This is a genomic window from Inquilinus sp. OTU3971 (assembly GCF_038440215.1).
In genome coordinates this window covers 1-14,706 of the sequence record NZ_JASATH010000201.1, presented here as the reverse complement: position 1 = coordinate 14,706, position 14,706 = coordinate 1, and the positions used below count along the sequence as shown (strand labels likewise).

The 14,706-nt window shown below is 68.8% G+C and carries 17 protein-coding genes; 6 read left to right on the top strand and 11 right to left on the bottom strand.

What is annotated here, in order from left to right; genetic code table 11:
• A partial coding sequence (locus AAHM41_RS33550; protein ID WP_342240980.1) for a calcium-binding protein occupies positions 1-1,231 on the top strand: 1,231 nt, incomplete at its 5' end.
• A gap of 191 nt (positions 1,232-1,422) precedes the next feature.
• On the top strand, positions 1,423-3,255 hold the full coding sequence (locus AAHM41_RS33545) for a calcium-binding protein (RefSeq protein ID WP_342240979.1): 1,833 nt from the start codon (positions 1,423-1,425) through the stop codon (positions 3,253-3,255).
• 75 nt (positions 3,256-3,330) lie between these two features.
• Here the strand turns inward: AAHM41_RS33545 and grxD are convergent, their stop codons facing one another.
• The 5 genes from grxD to AAHM41_RS33520 all read right to left on the bottom strand — a co-directional run bounded on the left by grxD (position 3,331) and on the right by AAHM41_RS33520 (position 7,208).
• Positions 3,331-3,669, bottom strand: coding sequence for a Grx4 family monothiol glutaredoxin (gene grxD, locus AAHM41_RS33540; protein ID WP_342240978.1), 339 nt, complete (start codon positions 3,667-3,669; stop codon positions 3,331-3,333).
• 21 nt (positions 3,670-3,690) lie between these two features.
• Positions 3,691-3,927, bottom strand: coding sequence for a BolA family protein (locus AAHM41_RS33535; protein WP_342240977.1), 237 nt, complete (start codon positions 3,925-3,927; stop codon positions 3,691-3,693).
• Between the two features lies 1 nt (position 3,928).
• The gene (gene purL / locus AAHM41_RS33530) at positions 3,929-6,154 is read right to left on the bottom strand and encodes a phosphoribosylformylglycinamidine synthase subunit PurL (RefSeq protein ID WP_342240976.1); all 2,226 of its coding nucleotides are present in this window, start codon (positions 6,152-6,154) and stop codon (positions 3,929-3,931) included.
• Positions 6,151-6,831 (bottom strand): phosphoribosylformylglycinamidine synthase subunit PurQ, encoded by a 681-nt coding sequence (gene purQ / locus AAHM41_RS33525; protein WP_342240975.1) that lies wholly within the window; start codon positions 6,829-6,831, stop codon positions 6,151-6,153. The genes purL and purQ overlap by 4 nt, the downstream gene beginning before the upstream one ends.
• A 158-nt stretch (positions 6,832-6,989) precedes the next feature.
• Positions 6,990-7,208 (bottom strand): hypothetical protein, encoded by a 219-nt coding sequence (locus tag AAHM41_RS33520; RefSeq protein WP_342240974.1) that lies wholly within the window; start codon positions 7,206-7,208, stop codon positions 6,990-6,992.
• 134 nt (positions 7,209-7,342) lie between these two features.
• On the opposite strand from AAHM41_RS33520, the gene AAHM41_RS33515 reads away from it, so the two are divergent.
• Complete coding sequence (locus AAHM41_RS33515) at positions 7,343-8,278, top strand: transcriptional regulator GcvA (RefSeq protein WP_342240973.1); 936 nt, start codon at positions 7,343-7,345, stop codon at positions 8,276-8,278.
• Between the two features lie 19 nt (positions 8,279-8,297).
• Here the strand turns inward: AAHM41_RS33515 and AAHM41_RS33510 are convergent, their stop codons facing one another.
• Together AAHM41_RS33510 and AAHM41_RS33505 are read right to left on the bottom strand one after the other, a co-directional pair.
• A complete protein-coding gene (locus AAHM41_RS33510; protein ID WP_342240972.1) occupies positions 8,298-9,035 on the bottom strand; it encodes a dienelactone hydrolase family protein in 738 nt (245 codons plus the stop codon).
• A 120-nt stretch (positions 9,036-9,155) separates the two neighbouring features.
• On the bottom strand, positions 9,156-9,377 hold the full coding sequence (locus tag AAHM41_RS33505) for a DUF1127 domain-containing protein (protein WP_342240971.1): 222 nt from the start codon (positions 9,375-9,377) through the stop codon (positions 9,156-9,158).
• A gap of 129 nt (positions 9,378-9,506) precedes the next feature.
• Here AAHM41_RS33505 and gcvA point away from each other — a divergent pair, with 129 nt between their 5' ends.
• Positions 9,507-10,439 carry a transcriptional regulator GcvA gene (gene gcvA / locus AAHM41_RS33500; RefSeq protein ID WP_342240970.1) on the top strand — a complete coding sequence of 311 codons (933 nt, stop codon included), beginning with the start codon at positions 9,507-9,509 and terminating at the stop codon, positions 10,437-10,439.
• Between the two features lie 73 nt (positions 10,440-10,512).
• Positions 10,513-11,208: a tellurite resistance TerB family protein gene (locus tag AAHM41_RS33495; RefSeq protein WP_342240969.1), complete on the top strand. Its 696-nt coding sequence runs from the start codon at positions 10,513-10,515 to the stop codon at positions 11,206-11,208.
• A 105-nt stretch (positions 11,209-11,313) separates the two neighbouring features.
• Here the strand turns inward: AAHM41_RS33495 and purS are convergent, their stop codons facing one another.
• Together purS and purC are read right to left on the bottom strand one after the other, a co-directional pair.
• Positions 11,314-11,556 (bottom strand): phosphoribosylformylglycinamidine synthase subunit PurS, encoded by a 243-nt coding sequence (gene purS / locus AAHM41_RS33490; protein WP_225768621.1) that lies wholly within the window; start codon positions 11,554-11,556, stop codon positions 11,314-11,316.
• Positions 11,553-12,320: a phosphoribosylaminoimidazolesuccinocarboxamide synthase gene (gene purC / locus AAHM41_RS33485; protein WP_026870296.1), complete on the bottom strand. Its 768-nt coding sequence runs from the start codon at positions 12,318-12,320 to the stop codon at positions 11,553-11,555. The genes purS and purC overlap by 4 nt, the downstream gene beginning before the upstream one ends.
• A gap of 212 nt (positions 12,321-12,532) precedes the next feature.
• Between purC and AAHM41_RS33480 the strand changes: the two genes are divergently transcribed.
• Positions 12,533-12,865 (top strand): DUF1476 domain-containing protein, encoded by a 333-nt coding sequence (locus tag AAHM41_RS33480; RefSeq protein WP_342240968.1) that lies wholly within the window; start codon positions 12,533-12,535, stop codon positions 12,863-12,865.
• 66 nt (positions 12,866-12,931) lie between these two features.
• Here AAHM41_RS33480 and AAHM41_RS33475 read toward each other — a convergent pair whose 3' ends face one another.
• Both AAHM41_RS33475 and AAHM41_RS33470 read right to left on the bottom strand, forming a co-directional pair.
• Positions 12,932-13,768, bottom strand: a complete 837-nt coding sequence (locus AAHM41_RS33475) for a carbohydrate ABC transporter permease (RefSeq protein WP_342240967.1) — start codon at positions 13,766-13,768, stop codon at positions 12,932-12,934.
• The gene (locus AAHM41_RS33470) at positions 13,765-14,646 is read right to left on the bottom strand and encodes a carbohydrate ABC transporter permease (RefSeq protein ID WP_342240966.1); all 882 of its coding nucleotides are present in this window, start codon (positions 14,644-14,646) and stop codon (positions 13,765-13,767) included. Before AAHM41_RS33470 ends, AAHM41_RS33475 begins: the two co-directional genes overlap by 4 nt.
• Positions 14,647-14,706: the final 60 nt, after the last annotated feature.

Genomic DNA, 14,706 nt, shown 5'->3' with positions numbered 1-14,706 from the left:
AGCCGGCAACGACACGCTCAATGGCGGCGCCGAAAACGACACGCTCAACGGCGGCGACGGCGATGATTACATCTCCACCGGCGTCGGGGTCGATATCGTCGATGGCGGCGCCGGCACCGACACGCTCTATGTCGACCGCAGCCTCAACTCGACCGGGGTCAGCTTCACCTTGAACGGCGCCGCCGGCAGCGATGGCAGCAAGGCGACCAATATGGAGCTGATGACCTACTATGCCGGGTCGGGCAACGACACCATCACCGGGGCCGGCGGCAACGATACGATCTACGGCTATGCCGGCACCGATGTCCTCGCCGGGGCGGCGGGCAACGACTATCTCCGCGGCGGGATCGGCGCCGACACGCTCGGCGGCGGCGACGGCAACGATACGGCCTATGGCGATGAGGGCAACGATACGCTCCGCGGCGGCGCCGGCACCGATTACCTCTATGGCGGGACCGACAACGACCTGATCGAGACCGGTGGGGGCGGCAACGACTATGGCTATGGCGGCGACGGCACCGACACCCTGGTCGGGTCGGCCGATTCCGAGAGCCTCAACGGCGATGCCGGCAACGACACCCTCACCGGGGCGGCCGGCAATGACTGGCTCTATGGCGGGGCCGACACCGACGTCCTGCGGGGCGATGCCGGGGCCGACTACCTCGACGGCGGCACCGGTGTCGACACCGCCAGCTACTATTCGGGCACGGTCGGGGTGGCCGTCAGCCTCGCCACCGGCATCGGCAGCGGCGGCGATGCCCAGGGCGACACGTTGAGCGGCATCGAGAACCTCTCAGGCAGCCAGGGCAGCGACAGCCTGGTCGGGAGCGCCGGCGCCAACACCCTGCAGGGCTGGAACGGCAACGACGTGCTCACCGGGGGCGACGGCAAGGACACGCTGACCGGTGGCGCGGGGGCCGACCGCTTCGTCTACACCACCATCGCCCAGAGCCCGGTGGGCGCCAATGCCGACCGGATCACCGATTTCAGCCACGCCCAGGGCGACCGGATCGACCTGTCGGTGATCGACGCCAACACTGTCGCTGCCGGCAACCAGGCCTTCAGCTTCATCGGCTTGGGCCTCTACACAGGCGTCGCCGGCCAGCTGCGCTACAGCCAGGCGGCGGGCGTCACCACCATCGCCGGCGACGTCAATGGCGACGGCGCATCCGACTTCCACATCCAGCTGACCGGTGGCATCGCCTTGGTGGCTGCCGATTTCGTGCTGTAGCGGCCTGGGTCTTGAGTCGACATGACCATGCCCGCCCCGGAAGGGGCGGGCATTTTTGTCTGGACCAGAGCCGGATGGTGACGTCTGCCTGCCGATGACGCGGGCTTCATTTTGGAGCAAGCTGAATCGTCCCTCTCCGAGCGAGAAGGGGCCAAGAACAGATAGTCACACCATATCCGGGGAGGTTCATATTGGCAGACATTCTGGGCACTCCGGGGGATGACGTCCTGACCGGGACCGCCGCCGCCGACACGATCAATGGTGCGGGCGGCAACGACACCCTGGATGGAGCCGGCGGCGACGATGTTCTCAACGGCGGCGCCGGCGATGACATCATCAACACCGGCACCGGGGTCGATATCGTCGACGGCGGCGCCGGCGGCGACCGGCTTATTGTCGATCGCAGCGGCACCACCATCGGTGTCAGCTTCACCCTGAACGGGGCGGCCGGCAGCGACGGCAGCCGGGCGATCAACATGGAGGGGATGGAATACCGGGCCGGCTCGGGCAATGACGACATTGCCGGATCGAGCGGCAGCGACTCGATTTGGGGTGCAGCCGGAGACGATACTCTCGCAGGATCCGGCGGTGACGACTTTCTCTATGGCGGTGCCGGCAATGACACGCTCATCGGCGATGCGGGAGAGGACCTCCTGGATGGTGAGGGCGGTGACGACAGAATCGAAACCGGCAGCGGCACTGATGGTGCCGCAGGTGGCGACGGCAATGATGTCGTTATCGGCGGGGCTGGCGGCCAGCTTATCAACGGCGATGCCGGAAACGATACGATCGAGGCCGGCGCCGGGGATGACTTCATCACCGGCGATGATGGAAATGACACGCTGAACGGTGGCGACGGGAACGACACGATCGGCACCGGACAAGGGGTCGACACCGTCGACGGTGGGGCCGGTTTCGACCAGCTCTACGTCGCCCGTTTTCTGACCGCTGCCGGCGCCAGCTTCTCCGTCGACGGCGTCCTTGGCAGCGACGGCAGCAGGGCGATTAATATCGAGCGACTGACCTATGAGGGCGGCTCAGGCGCCGACAGCGTCATCGGCGGGGTGGGCGACGACGCGCTCTCCGGCTTCGGCGGCGACGACATTCTCCGCGGCGGCAGCAGCGGCAACGATGCCCTGGTCGGGGGCGACGGCAACGATGTGCTCAGCGGCGGTGCCGGAGCTGACCAGCTGGACGGCGAGGACGGCATCGACATCGTCAGCTACTACTCCAGCTGGATCGGCGTCACCATCGATCTTGGAACCGGCAGCGCCGGCGGCGGCGAGGCCCAGGGCGACAGCCTATCCTGGATCGAGAATGTCAACGGCAGCCAGGGCGGCGATACGCTCACCGGCTCCGCGGATGCCAATGTCCTGGACGGCCTCGGCGGCAACGACCAGCTCTCCGGCGGTGCCGGCAACGACGTGCTCCGCGGCGGTGCCGGGGCCGATGTCCTCGATGGCGGCGCCGGCACCGACACCGCCAGCTACTACTCGGGCTCGGTCGGCGTCGCGGTCAACCTGGCGACCGGTGCCGTGAGCGGCGGCGAGGCCCAGGGCGATACCCTGGCCGGACTCGAGAACGTCTCGGGCAGCCAGGGCAGTGACAGCCTGGTCGGGACTGCCGGCGCCAACACGCTGCAGGGCTGGAATGGCAACGACGTGCTCACCGGAGGCGACGGCAAGGACACGCTGACCGGTGGCGCCGGGGCCGACCGCTTCGTCTATGGCGCCGTTGCCCAGAGCGCGGTGGGCGCCAATGCCGACCGGATCACCGATTTCAGCCGTGTCCAGAGCGACCGGATCGACCTGTCGGCGATCGATGCCAGCACCGCCGCCGTCGGCAACCAAGCCTTCAGCTTCATCGGCTCTGGCCTCTACACAGGCGTCGCCGGCCAGCTGCGCTACAGCCAGGGGGCGGGCGTCGTCATTATCGCCGGCGACGTCAACGGCGACGCCGTCTCCGACTTCCACATCCAGCTGACCGGCACCATCGCCCTGGTGGCCGCCGATTTTGCGCTGTAGCGGCAGGCCGACACGACAATGCCCGCCCCAGAAGGGGCGGGCATGTTTGTCTGATCCGGATCGGAGCGGCGGGCCTCAGCCCTGGGCGGCGACGGCGATGCCCTTGCCTTCCAGCAGCTCCTGCAGCTCGCCGGTCTGGAACATCTCGCGGACGATGTCGCAGCCGCCGACGAACTCGCCCTTGACGTAGACCTGCGGGATGGTCGGCCAGTTCGAGAATTCCTTGATCCCCTGGCGCAGGCTGGGGTCGGCCAGGATGTCGATGCCCTTGAACGGCACGCCGAGATGGGTCAGCACCTGCACCACGGCAGCGGAGAAGCCGCATTGCGGGAACACCGGGGTGCCCTTCATGTAGACGACAACATCGGTGCCGGCGATGTCGCTGCGGATGCGCTCGAAGACGGGATTGTCCATGGGTTACTCGCTGGCTAAGGGTCAGGCTTCGGCGGCGGTGGTGTGCAGCATCAGCGCGTGCAGCTCGTTGCCCATCCGGCCGCCGAGGGCCTGATAGACCATCTGATGCTGCTGCACGCGGCTCTTGCCGGTGAAGGCCGGGCTGGTGACGTAGGCGGCGTAGTGGTCGCCGTCGCCGCGCAGATCCTCGATCCGCACCTCGGCGCCGGGCAGGCCGTCCTTGATCAGGCGGACGATCTCCGCCGGGTCCATCGCCATCTCACGCCTCTCCAGCCTGGACGATATCGGTCATGTATCCGGGCAGCCACGCCTCGTTGACGCGGCGCAGCTCAGCCACGGATATGGCACTGCCGTCCTTGCGCTTCAACACGTCGCCGCCGGTGCGGCCGATGATTTGCGCGGGCACGCCGGCCGCGCGGGCCTGCGCCAGCAGTGCCTCGCCGTCGGAGACGGTCACCAGATAGCGGCCCTGGTCCTCGCCGAACAGCAGCCCGGCCTCGGCCGGCAGATCCACCGTGGCGCCGATCCGCCCGGCCATCGCCATCTCCGCCAGGGCGACATAGAGGCCGCCGTCGGACAGGTCGTGGCAGGCCGTGACAGTGCCGTCCTGGATCAGAGCGCGGACGAGATCGCCGTTGCGGCGCTCGGCCGCCAGATCGACCGGCGGCGGCGCGCCGTCCTCACGGCCGTGGATTTCGCGGGCATACAGCGAAACGCCGAGATGGCCTTTGGTTTCGCCAATCAGGACAATGGTTTCGCCGGCGGCCTTGAAGCCGAGCCGGACATGGCGCCCGCCCTCCGCGATGAGGCCGACGCCGCCGATCGCCGGGGTCGGCATGATGCCTTCGCCCGAGGTCTCGTTGTAGAGCGAGACATTGCCGGAAACGACAGGGAAATCAAGCGTTTCGCAGGCGGCCTTCATGCCCTGGATGCAGCCGACGAACTGGCCCATGATCCGCGGCTTCTCGGGGTTGCCGAAGTTCATGTTGTCGGTGATCGCCAGCGGCAGGGCGCCGGTGGCCGTGAGGTTCCGCCACGCCTCGGCGACGGCCTGGGCTCCGCCGGCCTCGGGATCGGCCAGGCAGTAGCGCGGCGTGCAGTCGGTGGTGATGGCCAGGATCTTGCCGGTACCGTGCACCCGCACCAGCGCCGCATCGGCCTGGCCGGACAGGGCGACGGTGTCGGCGCCGACCTGGCTGTCATACTGCTCCCAGATCCAGCGCTTGGAGGCGAGGTCCGGGCAGGCCAGCAGGCGGGTCAGCACCGCCTCCGGCGCCTCGGGCAGCGGCAGGGACGCGGCCGCGATCTCCGGCTGCTTCGGCGTCGGCTCCCACGGCCGGGCGTAGTTCGGCGAGGCGTCGACCAGCTCCGCCACCGGCATGTCGGCCCAGACCATGCCATGCATCTTCAGCACCATGCGGCCGGTGTCGGTGACCCGGCCGATCACGGCGAAGTCCAGCTCCCATTTGCGGAAGATCGCCTCGGCCTCGGCCTCGCGGCCGGGCTTCAGCACCATCAGCATCCGCTCCTGGCTCTCCGAAAGCATGATCTCGTAAGGGACCATGCCGGTCTCGCGCTGCGGCACATGGTCGAGGTCCAGCTCGATGCCGCAGCCGCCCTTGCTCGCCATCTCGACCGAGGAGGAGGTCAGGCCGGCCGCGCCCATGTCCTGGATGGCGACGATGGCGTCGGTCGCCATCAGCTCCAGGCAGGCCTCGATCAGCAGCTTCTCGGTGAAGGGGTCGCCGACCTGCACGGTCGGGCGCTTCTCCTCCGACGCCTCGTCGAACTCGGCCGAGGCCATGGTGGCGCCGTGGATGCCGTCGCGCCCGGTCTTGGAGCCGACATAGACCACCGGGTTGCCGATGCCGCCGGCGGCCGAATAGAAGATCTTGTCGGTCGAGGCCACGCCCACGGTCATGGCGTTGACCAGGATGTTGCCGTTGTAGGAGGCGTGGAAGTTGGTCTCGCCGCCCACCGTCGGCACGCCGACGCAGTTGCCGTAGCCGCCGATGCCGGCCACGACGCCGGCCACCAGGTGCCGGGTCTTGGCGTGGTCCGGGCTGCCGAAGCGCAGCGCGTTCATGTTCGCCACCGGCCGCGCGCCCATGGTGAACACGTCGCGCAGGATGCCGCCGACGCCCGTCGCGGCGCCCTGATACGGCTCGATGAAGCTCGGGTGGTTGTGGCTCTCCATCTTGAAGATGGCGGCCTGGCCGTCGCCGATATCGATCACGCCGGCATTCTCGCCGGGGCCGCAGATCACCCAAGGCGCAGTGGTCGGCAGCTGCTTCAGCCAGCGGCGCGACGATTTGTAGGAGCAGTGCTCCGACCACATCACCGAGAAGATGCCGAGCTCGGTCAGCGTCGGCATCCGGCCCATGATGGTCTGGGTCAGGGCGAACTCGTCGGCGGTCAGGCCGAATTCGGCCGCCAGCGCCTGCGTGACTTCCGGTTCCTGGGGGGCGTTGGACGGTGCGGTCATGAAAGGATCTGCGCCAGGCCTTCGAACATGGCGCGGCCGTCGGTGTTGCCGTGCTCCGGCTCCGCGGCGCGCTCGGGGTGGGGCATCATGCCGAGCACCCGCCGGTTCTCGGAGAGGATGCCGGCGATGTCGTTCAGGCTGCCGTTCGGGTTGCCGCGGCCGTCCTCGTCGGCGATGTAGCGGAAGGCGACGCGATCCTCGTCCTCCAGCCGCTTCAGCGTGTCCGGATCGGCGAAGTAGCAGCCGTCATGGTGCTGGATCGGAATCCGCACCGTCTGCCCGGCATTGTAGCCGCGGGTGAACGGGCTGTTCGAGGTCTCGACCCGCATCGCCACGGTGCGGGAGCAGAATTTCAGCCCGGCGTTGCGCAGCAGGGCGCCGGGCAGCAGCCCGGCCTCGGTCAGGATCTGGAAGCCGTTGCAGATGCCGACGGTCGGCACGCCGCGGGCCACCGCCTCGCGGATCGCGCCCATGATCGGCGACTGCGCCGCCATGGCGCCGGAGCGCAGATAGTCGCCGTAGGAGAAGCCGCCGGGGATGGCGATGAGGTCGGTCGGCGGCAGCTCGGTGTCGCGGTGCCAGACCATGTGGGTCGGCCGTCCGGTCGCGTGGGAGAGTGCCACGGCGAGGTCTCGGTCGGCGTTCGATCCCGGGAAGACGATGACGGCGGCTTGCATGGCCGGGATTTACCGGTCCCGCCGGGCCTTGGCAAGGGCCCTGCGGGCTGTGCAGTCATGCACGGCATCGCGGCCTCGGCGCTGCGGCGCGCGGACAAGAAAGAGGCCGGCTCCGCAGGTCACGGAGCCGGCCGGCAAGGCCAGTCGCAGGGGAAAGGCTACAGGCGGAGAAGCAGGTCGCGAGGGTCGCTGGCGGGGGTCGGGCCGTCGACGCCGATGTCGCGCAGCATGTGGTCGTCCAGCGCCTCGACCGGCAGCCGGGCGCTGCGGCGCATGCCCAGAGTGGCCGCGGCGGCGCCGATCAGGGCGCGCAGGCCGGAGCGGCTGGTCGGCAGGGTGGCGCGATGCTGGATATGGTCGGTGCAGGCGGTCGTCATGGCATTTCCCTTTCCGGCAGGGCGTTCGATCGGTCATCGGGAACACCATCAGGATCGCGGTCTGGAGAACAAACCGCAAACAGGATATTCTCTTGGACGGGATAAGAGAATCTATCGAGCCGACGAGGGAACCAATGCGCCGTCGCCTGCCGCCACTGAACGGCGTCCGCGCCTTCGAGGCCGCGGCCCGCCATGAGAGCTTCACTCGCGCCGCCGAGGAGCTGGCGGTGACCCAGGCCGCCGTCAGCCAGCAGGTGCGCCGGCTGGAGGACTGGCTGGGCGCCAAGCTGTTCGACCGCACCGAGGGCGGGCTGGAGCTGACCGATACCGGCCGCAGCTACCTGCCGGTGCTGCGCGACGCCTTCGACGCCATCGCCGAGGCCACCGCCCGGATCCGGCCGCCGCCGCATTCCGGCATCCTGACCGTGTCGGCGATCCCGTCCTTCATCCGCAAATGGCTGGTGTCGCGGATTCCATCCTTCAACGAGCAGCAGCCGGAGATCGACGTCAATCTCGACGCCGAGTCCCGGCTGGTCGACTTCAGCCGGGACCGGGTCGACTGCGCCATCCGCTTCGGCAGCGGCGCCTGGGAGGGGGTGGTGGCGGAGAAGCTGTTCTCCGAGGACACCTTCCCGGTGTGCAGCCCGGCGCTGGTCGAGGCCGGCCTGCGCCAGCTGGAGGATCTGCGCCGTTTCCGCCTGCTGCACGACGAGACGCTGGTGCAGTGGAAGCATTGGCTCCGCGCGGCGGGAATGGAGGATCTCGGCTGGGTCCGCGGTCCGCGGACACAGGATTCGGCGCTTTTGATCCAGATGGCGATCGAGGGCCAGGGCGTGGCCCTGGCGCAGCGGGTGCTGGTGATGGACGACCTTCGCGCCGGCCGGCTGGTGCGGCCGTTCTGGCTGTCGCTGCCGAGCGACCATCTGAAGAGCGACTACGCCTATTACTTCGTGGCGCCGCCGAACGCCCTCAGCCGGCCGCTGGTCCGCGCGTTCCGCGACTGGCTGTTCGCCGTGGCCGCGGAGGCCGAGGCGTCGCCGGAGGAGCCGATGACCCTGCCGGCGGCTTGAGCGCCGGCAGGGTCCGGCGTCAGGCCAGTGCTTCGCCGAAGACGGTCAGCAGCCGCTTCCAATGCCGCTCGGCGCCGGTCTCGTTGTAGACGCTGTGGTCGGGCACCGCCCAGCCATGCGCCATGCCGACATAGTTCTCGATGATGTGGTCGATCTCGGCCCGCCGCAGGGCCTCGGCCAGCCGGGCGGACTGCTCCGGCGGGAAGCTGTTGTCGACCCCGGCGACGCCGACATAGACGCGGCCCTTGATCTTGTCGGCCAGCAGATGCGGGCTGTCGGGCGCCTCGCCGGCCAGATTGCCGCCGTGGAAGCTCGCCGCCGCGCCGATCCGGTCGGCATAGGCAGCCGCCGCCGTCAGCGCCCGGGCGCCGCCCATGCAGTAGCCGACGGTGCCGATCGGGCCCGTGACCTTCTCCGCGTCGAGCACGTCGAGGAAGGCGGCCGTGTCGCGCCGCGTCATCTCCTGGCTGGTCTCGCGCACCATGGTCATGATCTGGGCGCGGGCCGTCTCGTCGCCGAAGGAGGCACCGGTGAACGGACCGTACGCGCCGAAGCGGTAGAACAGGTCCGGCAGCAGCACGACATAGCCCGAATCGGCCAGCCGTTGCGCCATGCCGGCCAGCGAGGCCCGCGGGCCCATCGCATCCATGTAGAGAATGACGCCGCGCAGCGCCCTGCCGGAGGCGGCGCCGTCGGGGTGGAACAGCGCCGCCTTGGCCGTCCCGTCCGACGTCTTGATCTGGAGGTCGCGCCTCATCTGCCAATCCCTTGTGAGCTTGCCCCGGCCGCGGGAGCGCAAACGTCGATATCCGCTCGCCAGGCCCGTTCGGACCGGCGGCGCCATCGGAACGAGTCGGCCGTGCCGGGAGCATAGCCCTCACTCCCGCCAGAATGGCTTGCGGCGCATGGTCTCGACTTGGTCGCGGCGCAGGCCGAGGTCGCACAGGGTGTCGTCGTCCATGCGCTGCATCCGGCTGCGCGCCCGGATCCGGGCGGACCACAGCGCCGGCAGGGCCGCGACGCGGCGGAGCAGGGCAAGGATGAGGTTTCGCCGCCTGCGAGGGGCAGGGCGGCGGTCGTCGATGCAGAAGCTGGTCATGATACGGTCCTGATCGAGGGTTGGAAGATCAGGGGTCGACCCGTGCCTTCAAGATCGGTCCTGGCGGCCGCGGCCGCAAACGGGATAGTCTGGGCCTAGCCCAATAAAAACTTGGCCTGAGAGGTCGGAATGGGATGGCGACTGCCCCCGCTGAACGGCGTGCGGGCCTTCGAGGCGGCGGCGCGGCACCGCAGCTTCACCCGCGCCGCGGCCGAGCTGTCGGTGACCCAGGCCGCGGTCAGCCAGCAGGTGCGCCGGCTGGAGGACTGGCTGTCGGTCAGGCTGTTCCACCGGCGGGAGAACAGCCTGGAGCTGACCGAGGCCGGCCGCATCTACCTGCCGCTGGTCAGCGCCGCCCTGGCCGGCATCGCCGACGCCACGGCGCAGATCGCGCCCGGCCGCACCGGCGACGTGCTCACCATCAGCACCACCCCGTCCTTTGCCGCGAAATGGCTGACGGCACGCCTGCAGGGGTTCACCGCGGCGCATCCCGATATCGACGTCAACGTCACGGCATCGCTGGCCCGGGTCGATCTCGAGGGCGGGGAAGCGGATTGCGCCACCCGCTGGGGCCAAGGCGGGTGGGAGGGGCTGGCATGCGACCGGCTGTTCACGGAGGACTACTTCCCGGTGTGCAGCCCGGCGCTGCGTGACGGCCCGCCGGGGCTCCGCACGCTCGACGACCTGCGCCGGCACACGCTGCTGCACGACCAGTCCCTGGCGCCCTGGCGCGACTGGCTGCGCGCCGTCGGCGTGGTGGATGTCGACTGGGTGCGCGGGCCGCGGGTCAGCGATTCCTCGCTGACCATCCAGGCGGCGATGGAAGGGCAGGGGGTGGCGCTGGTCGTGTTCTCCCTGGTCGCCGACGACCTGGCGGCGGGGCGGCTGGTGCGGCCCCTCGACCTCTCGGTGCAAAGCCCCGCCAGCTACCATTTCGTCGCCACGACGCGGGCGCTGCGGCGGCCGATCGTCCGGGCCTTCCGCGACTGGATCGTCGCCGCCGCGGCCGAGACCAGGCTGGCGCCGCGGGAACCGGTCACGTCGTCGCTCCCGGCCGATTGAGCCGCGCCCGGGCTTGTCGGGTGCCGCCGGCCGGACCATCTGCCTTCCGGTGCAACGATTGGAGGAGAGGCGCGTGATCGATCCGAAGAAGCTGTTCGAGGATTTCCTCGGCGGCGGCGCGAAGCAGCCCGGCGGCAAGGGCTCCGGCCTGTCCGGCAACCTTGGGACGCTGGCCACCGGCGCGGTCGGCGGCGGGTTGATCGGCCTCCTCCTCGGCTCGAAGAAGGTCCGCAAGTTCGGCGGCAGCGCGCTCGGCTATGGTGGCGCGGCGGTGCTCGGCGGCCTGGCGTACAAGGCGTGGCAGGATTGGTCGGCCAACCGGGCGCCGGCTCCGGCCCAGCCGCCGGCGCAGCAGCCGATTCCGTTGCCGCCGCCGCGCAGCCCGTTCGACCTGGAGACGCAGAGCGCCGCCGGCGGCGGCGACGCGCGCATCGCGGTGGTGCGGGCGATGATCGCCGCGGCGAAGGCCGACGGTCATATCGACGCCGAGGAGCAGCGGGCCCTGTTCGATCGCATCGGCCAGCTCGGTCTCGGCACCGAGGAGAAGGCGTTCGTCATGGACGAGCTGGCCAAGCCGCTCGACATCGCGGCGATCGCCGCCCTGCCGGCGACGCCGGAGCAGGCGGCGGAGATCTGGCTGGCCTCGCGCCTGGCGATCGACCCGGACGACCCGCGCGAGAAGGCCTATCTCGACGACCTGGCGGTGCGGCTGAAGCTGCCCGAGGGGCTCGCAGCCCATCTCGAGGCGCAGGCGGCCGCTGTCGGGTGAGATTGTAGGTTGGGTTCGCGGCATGCGAATCCAACATCGACCCGCCGAAACGCCGCAAGCGTTGGGTTCGCGATGCGAACCCAACCTAGGTCGAACCCGACCGCCTCAGGCGACCAGGTCGATCGTGTAGCTCTCGGTGACCGGGTTGGCCAGCAGCTTGCGGCACATCTCGTCGAGGCGGGCCTTGGCCTGGGCGGCGTCGGCGGCGGCGATCTCGACCTCGATCACCTTGCCCTGCCGGACCTCGCCGACCTCGTCGAAGCCGAGGCCCTGCAGCGAATGGCCGATCGCCTTGCCCTGGGTGTCCAGGACACCGGGCTTCAGCATGACGTGGATGCGGGCTTTCATGGGGCGACCTGGCTCTCACGGATGTCGACGACACTTCCTTCCGGCAGGATGCCGAGGCGCCGGGCCACTTCCTGATAGGCCTCGAGGACGCCGCCGAGATCCTGGCGGAAGCGATCCTTATCGAATTTCTCGTTGGTCTGCACGTCCCACAGGCGGCAGTTGTCCGGGCTGATCTCGTCGGCCAGCACGATCCGCATCTCGTCGTTCTCGTCGTACAGCCGGCCGAATTCGAGCTTGAAGTCGACGAGCTTGAGGCCGATGCCGAGGAACAGACCGGTGAGGTAGTCGTTCACCCGCAGCGACAGCGACACGATGTCGTCCAGGTCCTGGGCATTGGCCCAGCCGAAGGCGGTGATGTGCTCCTCCGACACCATCGGGTCGTTGAGCTCGTCCGACTTCAGGTAGTACTCGATGATCGAGCGTGGCAGCGGCGTGCCCTCGGGCACGTTGAAGCGCTTCGAGAACGAGCCGGCGGCGATGTTGCGCACCACCACCTCGAGCGGGATGATCTCGACCTCGTGGATCAGCTGCTCGCGCATGTTCAGGCGGCGCATGAAATGCGTCGGCACGCCGATCTCGGACAGCCGGGTCATCAGGTACTCGGAGATGCGGTTGTTCAGCACCCCCTTGCCCGAGATCACCGCCTTCTTCTGACCGTTATGCGCCGTCGCATCGTCCTTGAAGTACTGGACGATCGTGCCCGGCTCCGGCCCTTCGTAAAGGACCTTGGCCTTGCCTTCGTAGATGCGCCTGCGGCGGCTCATGTGGGAGCGTCCATGGTACGGGGAAGCCAACAACAAAAAAGGGTCGGGACGTCCCACGGAGGACGTCCACGCTCGCGCACATATAGCAAGCGCGGCTCCGGTAAACAATTGCGCGCTCCCGTCCGCCTCCGGGCGTGACCGCGACGGCCGGAGACGCTATATCCTCCACTATGGGATGCGCCCGCGGTTGCGGGCAGGTGGAAGGACACGGCATGACGACGTTCGACTCGCGGGGCCAGGCATTCGAGGCGGAGTTCCAGCACGACCAGGAGCTCCTGTTCCGGATCCAGAACCGGCGCAACAAGCTGCTGGGCCTGTGGGCGGCCGAGCTGATGGGCCTGACCGGCGCCGACGCCGAGGCCTATGCGAAGGAGGTCGTCATGTCCGACTTCGAGAAGCAGACCGACGAGGACGTGCACGACAAGGTCTATGCCGACCTGAAGATCCATGACGTCGACCTGTCCGACCACCGGCTGCGCAAGAAGATGGACGCGCTGCTGGCCGTGGCGCGGCAGCAGATCATGACCGAGGCGACGCCGAAGTAAGACTGCAGCCTTCGACGGACGGAAAAGGGCGGCTTCGGCCGCCCTTTTCTTTCGCCGATCGCTCGGTCAGCCTTTCACCGCCCCTGCCGTCAGCCCGCTGGTCATGGCGTTGCGGAAGACATAGTAGATCACCGCCGGCGGCACGGCGTAGATCAGTCCGGTCGCCATCAGCAGGTTCCACGGGGAATCGTCGGCCGACAGGAACAGGCCGAGCCCGACCGACAGCGGCGCCGCCTGCTCGCTCGACAGCAGCAGGAAGGCGTAGAGATACTCGTTCCAGGCCAGGATCAACGCGTAGATCCCGATCGCCACCAGGGACGGGCGCATCAGCGGCAGATAGACCAGACGGAAGATCTGCAGCGGCGTGGCGCCGTCCATGATCGCCGCCTCGTCGAGCTCGCGCGGCAGCTTGTCCGAGGCCTGCTTCAGCACCCAGATGGCATAGGGCGAGGCCAGCGCGATCATCGCCAGGATCAGCGCGGTCTGGGTGTCGAGCAGGCCGTAGGAACCCATGGTCTTGTACATCGGCACGGCCAGGAAGGCGGCCGGGATCAGATAGGTGGCCAGCGCCAGGTTCATCACCTGGCGGCCACCCTTCACGCGCAGCCGGCTGATGGCGAAGGCGGCGCAGGTGGCGACGAACAGGGTGACCACCCCGGTGGTGACCGCGATGAAGAAGCTGTTGCCGAGCTGCAGCCAGAAGTTGCTGAGGTAGTAGTGCTGCTGCCGGAACACGGTCAGGAAGTTGGAGAAGGTAGGGTGCTCCGGCCACAGCGTGCCCGCCAGGACCGCGTCCTGCGGCGAGATCGCCAGGACGAACAGGTGATACAGCGGCACCAATGTCCACAGCACCACCGGGACGGCGATCAGGATCAGGGCCGCCTCGTTCAGCCAGCGCTTCATGCCTCGCCTCCCTTGGACAGGCGCTTCACCATGACGAAGACCAGCGGCAGGACCAGCGGCATGGCGACGATGATCGAGGCGACGCCGAGGTCGAGGGCGTTGTTGCGCAGGTAGCGGATGCCGAGCGTGGCCAGCACCTGGGTGCTGTCGTTCGGGCCGCCGCCGGTCAGCAGGTAGACGCTGTTGAAGTCGCCCAGCGTCCAGATCGTCGACAGGATGGTCGAGGTGACGTAGAGCGCCGCCACCGACGGCCATGTGACGAAGCGGAAGCGCTGCCAGCGCGAGGCGCCGTCGACCGCCGCGGCCTCGTACAGGTCGCGGGAAATGGCGAGCCGCCCGGTCAGCAGGATCAGGGTCCAGAACGGCAGCGACTTCCAGATATGGACCACGACCGTGCCGAAGAAGGCGAGCCACGGGTTGGTCAGCCAGGGCGGGCCTTCGAAGATGCCGAACAGCTGGAACAGCTGCTGGTTGATCATGCCCGTCTCGGGGTTGAGCATGACCCGGAACGACAGGATGGTCGGGATCGACGGCACCGCCCAGGGCAGGATGAACAGCACCAGCAGCAGCCGGATCCACCAGCGCGGCACGGCGAAGAAGCCGGACAGGCCGAGCGCGATCACCATCTTCACGTTCACCGCGATCAGCAGGAACAGGATGGTATTGACCGCTGCGGTCAGGAAGATCGGGTCGGCGAACAGGCGCCGGTAGCTGGCCGGGTTGGCGCCGAGATAGAGGCCGTAGCCGACCGGATAGGCCACCAGCACCAGGAACACGGCGATATAGGGGATGAGCATGATCGCCCCCCACGTCGCCCAGATGCGGCGGTGGCTGCGACGGGCGGCGGCCGGGATCGCATGGACCGTGGTCGCGGTCATCGGCTGGTCCTCTCTGAAACAGGCTGCGGGGCCGGGGGGGGGCCGCGGGGGGGCGGGGGG